Origin of the sequence: Streptomyces sp. N50, from assembly GCF_033335955.1 — a bacterium.
Taxonomy (GTDB): domain Bacteria; phylum Actinomycetota; class Actinomycetes; order Streptomycetales; family Streptomycetaceae; genus Streptomyces.
Window position 1 is genome coordinate 7146097 of record NZ_CP137549.1, and the last position, 4015, is coordinate 7150111.

At 67.5% G+C, this 4015-nt stretch carries 3 protein-coding genes; all 3 read left to right on the plus strand.

Annotated elements, in window-relative coordinates:
• Window positions 1-64 precede the first annotated feature (64 nt).
• From R2B38_RS32200 to R2B38_RS32210, 3 genes are read left to right on the plus strand one after another with little or no spacing between them, the layout of a single operon-like run.
• A complete protein-coding gene (locus R2B38_RS32200) occupies window positions 65-3178 on the plus strand; it encodes an AAWKG family protein (protein WP_318019339.1) in 3114 nt (1037 codons plus the stop codon).
• The gene (locus R2B38_RS32205; RefSeq protein WP_318019340.1) at window positions 3175-3624 is read left to right on the plus strand and encodes a YbaB/EbfC family nucleoid-associated protein; all 450 of its coding nucleotides are present in this window, start codon (window positions 3175-3177) and stop codon (window positions 3622-3624) included. The genes R2B38_RS32200 and R2B38_RS32205 overlap by 4 nt, the downstream gene beginning before the upstream one ends.
• 7 nt (window positions 3625-3631) lie before the next feature.
• Window positions 3632-3997: a hypothetical protein gene (locus R2B38_RS32210; protein ID WP_033285061.1), complete on the plus strand. Its 366-nt coding sequence runs from the start codon at window positions 3632-3634 to the stop codon at window positions 3995-3997.
• Window positions 3998-4015 lie beyond the last annotated feature (18 nt).

The window sequence follows — 4015 nt, forward strand, 5'->3', positions numbered from 1 at the left end:
CCGGGCCCCGTCCCCCGGAACCCCCCGCCCAGTCCCCCTCCTCCTTCGCAGCGGAGTCCGCCCCATGGCCGAAACCACCACCGGGACCGCCAACTACGACCCGGACGACTACTTCGCCCAGGCCGTCACCGACTTCACCGGCTACACGCTCCCGGCCCGGTCCACGCTGTTCGACAAGCTGAGCAGCTCGTCGAACGACGACTTCGGCAACCTCAAGCTGTTCCGGATGGACATCCAGGGCATGAGCATGAGGTCGGTGACCGCGGCCGACTACTCGGCGATCGGCGGCTGGCAGGTCAACAAGGGCGAGGACTACGACCTGGCCTTCTACGACGCCGGCGGGGACGGCGCGCACAACAGCGTGTCGATGAAGAAGGCCCGGATCGTGATGATCGGCGTCACCGTCGACGGGAGCGGCCGCGCCACGCTCTGGAGCGGCGGCGAGGTCACCGGCGGCGGCGCCTTCGAGGGCTCGTACTCGCACGTCCAGTGGGACTCGGGGCCGATGGCGCAGTACATCTCGGGCAGCAAGCTGGTCCTCGACCACATCCTGGCGTCGCCGTACTCGACCCAGGGATTCGAGTACAGCGGACTGTCGGTCATCGACGCCAACGCCGTCGACATGCTCTCCTTCGAGACCACCGGCCAGTCCTTCGACCGGGTGGTGCAGTTCTTCAAGGACCACTCGGACATCGTCGACAAGTGGATGACCTCGCTCGGCGAGGACCAGGCGGCCTGGAAGGGCAAGGCGGCCAGCCTCTTCTGGCATCTGCTGGACGAGCTGAAGACCAACTACAACGGCTACGTCTCGCAGTTGGGCGGCAGTGACTACACGCCGACCAACACCACCCTCGGCGGCTACGCCCCGAAGTCGAAGCTGAGCGACGCGCTGGCCGCCGCGCAGACGGCGCTGAAGCAGGCGATCACCGATCTGCAGACCGCGTGGAACGACTGGGCGTCGGACGGCCAGCACGACCCGCACTACCACGCGAAGAAGATCCTCGACGAGATCAGCCAGTGGGTCATCAACAACAACATCAACCACGTGCTGTCGAAGTCGACCACCACCACCAGCCAGTACGGAACCTCCACCTCCACCAGCTACTCCACGGACGCCAACTTCAAGCAGTCCGTCCCCGAGTACGGCGACCTCACCCAGCACACCACCTGGCAGAAGATCGCCGACGCCGCCGTCAAGAGCTGGTCGGACCACGCGGACGCCAAGCTCAAGCAGCCGTCCATCGACGCGCTCAGCAATGTGAAGAACGCCTGGGCGGACGTCGAGGACGCCTTCGCCAACGAGGTCACGAACAAGAACAACGAGACGCTCTCCGAGGTCCTCCAGAAGGAGGAGAACGAGATCGCCGAGGAAGAGGCGAAGGAGAACAACGACAAGCTCAACGAGAACCTGAACAACCTCGGTGACAACCTCAACAACCTCGGCGACAACTTCAACAACCTCAACGACAACCTGAACGACAACCTCAACAACCTCGGGGACAACCTCAACAACCTGAACGACGGCCTGAACGACAACCTCAACAACCTCGGTGACGGCCTCAACAACCTCGGCACGAACCTCAACACCAACCTGAACGACAGCCTCAACAACATCGGCGACGGCCTGAACTCGAGCCTCAACAACCTGAACGACGATCTCGGCAACAGCCTGAACAACGTCGGCAGCGGGCTCGACGACCTCAACAACCTCAGCACCGACAACCCGCTGAACGGCGACGGTACGAACGGCAACGACCTGAGCAACCTCGCCAGCACCATGCTGAACGGCCCGTCACTCCTGAACAACGGCAACGACCCCACCAAGGACGGCTCGACCACGCTCAACTCCCCGACCGGGGGCAGCACCCAGCTCAACGGCGACGGCAGCCTCACCACGACGTTCCCGGACGGCTCCACCCAGACCATCGACCCGTCGACCGGCCTGGTCACCACCACGAACCCGGACGGCACCACCTCGGTCTCGCAGCTCAACCCGGGCAGCACCATCACCAACCCGGACGGTTCGACGACCACGCTCAACGACGACGGCACGCTCACCACCAAGTTCCCGGACGGCACGAGCCAGACCCTCAACCCGGACACCGGCCAGGTCACCACCACGAACCCGGACGGCACCGTCAGCACGTCGACGCTCAACCCGACCGACGGCTCCTTCACCACCCCGGACGGCTCGACGGCCCAGCTCAACTCCGACGGCACGCTGACCACGAAGTTCCCGGACGGCTCCACCGAGACGCTCAACCCGGACACCGGTCAGGTCACCGTCACCGACCCCTCGGGCAACGTCACCACCACGCATCTCAACCCGGGCGACTCCTTCACCAACCCGGACGGCTCGACCACCACGCTGAACGACAACGGCACGCTGACCACGAAGTTCCCGGACGGCTCCACCCAGACCCTCAACCCGGACACGGGCCAGCTCACCACCACCGACCCGTCGGGCCACACGACCACCACCGACATCGACGGCAGCGACCTCCCCTCGTCCTCGATCGACACCAGCGGCCTCAACGGCAACGGCATCGACACCAGCGGCATCGACACGAGCGGCCTGAACAACGGCAACAGCCTCGACACCAGCGGCCTGAACACGAGCGGGCTCAACAGCGGCGGCCTCAGCGGCGGCAGTCTCAACTCGTCCTCCGGCGGCCTGGATTCGAGCCTCGACGGCGGCTACGACGACTACGACAGCACCCCCTACACCGGCGGCCCGCTGCGCTCCGACTCCCTCGACACCGCCGCCCTCGGCGCCTCCACCGCAGAGCAGAGCGCGTCCAGCGGCACCCCGCTCAACCCGATGGGGATGGGCGGCATGGGAGGCATGGGCGGCGGCGGTATGGGCGGTGGCGGAGGCGGCGGCCAGGGCGGCACCAGCGAGCGCACCCGGGCCGTCCTCACCGACCCGTCCAACGGCGCCACCCGGCGCGGCCGGACCAACCGGGCGGCGAACGTGGACGAGGACGAGGACGTCGTGTACACCCGGCCCACCACGTCCAGCGCCCCCTACCCGGTGGGCGGCCCCGGCGGCAACGGCGCAGGCCAGAACGGCCGTTCCACGGAGAGCGGCGACCGCGCCCGGGACGCGTGGCTCACCGAGGACGAGGACGTCTGGGGCACCGACGAGGGCGGTTCGCCGGCGGTGATCGGCCGATGAGCAGCGAGTCGATCGAGCAGCGGCTGGCCAAGGCGGTGGCCGAACTGGAGGCCACCGAGGCCGCGGTGGCCCGCGCGGAGGGCGAACTCGCCCACGCCGAGAGCACGGTGCGCTCGGCGGACCGCGCGGTCGAGGTGACCGTCTCCGCGCAGGGCGACCTGCGCGCGGTGACCTTCCTGGACGACAAGTACCGCACGATGCCCGCCGGTCAGCTCGCCGCGAGCGTGCTGGAGGCGGTGCAGGAGGCACGGGCGCGGATGGCCCGGCACGTCATGGCCACCTTCGAGCCCTTCACCAAGGCCAACCCCGAGGCACCCGAGATCACCGGTTTCGACGTGGACTGGAACAAGATCTTCGGGCCCGGTGTCCTGGAGGGCCCCAAGGCCGGCCGACGGCGCGGGGCCGGCCGGCTCCGCGACGAGATCAGCGAAGACCCGGAGGACTGAGAAGACGATGGCCTCGAACGCCTACTCCGCCGCCCCGCCCGCGCTCGTCGCCGGCACCCGGCAGATCGAGCAGATCAGCCGGCTGGCCAATGAGATGATCAACGAGTTCATCACGGACGTGTCATCCACCTCCGGCTGGCCCGGACACGACGACAGCTACGCCAAGCAGATGCTGCCGCAGGAGAAGGAACAACGGGAGGGCTCCATCAAGACCGGCTCGTCCCTCTCCGAGGCGATCGTCAGCATCGGCGACGGCACCCTCACCAACCTCAAGAGCGTGCTGGGCACCCAGAACGGCGTACTGGGCGCCATCCACGACTCCGACATCAACACGGGCGACACCGACGGTGGTTCGCACGGCGGAAAGCACTGACGCAGCGGATCGCCCCTG

Coding starts and splice junctions, on each gene's coding strand:
- R2B38_RS32200 (WP_318019339.1), top strand. CDS start 65: ATGGCCGAAACCACCACCGGGACCGCCAACTACGACCCGGACGACTAC.
- R2B38_RS32205 (WP_318019340.1), top strand. CDS start 3,175: ATGAGCAGCGAGTCGATCGAGCAGCGGCTGGCCAAGGCGGTGGCCGAA.
- R2B38_RS32210 (WP_033285061.1), top strand. CDS start 3,632: ATGGCCTCGAACGCCTACTCCGCCGCCCCGCCCGCGCTCGTCGCCGGC.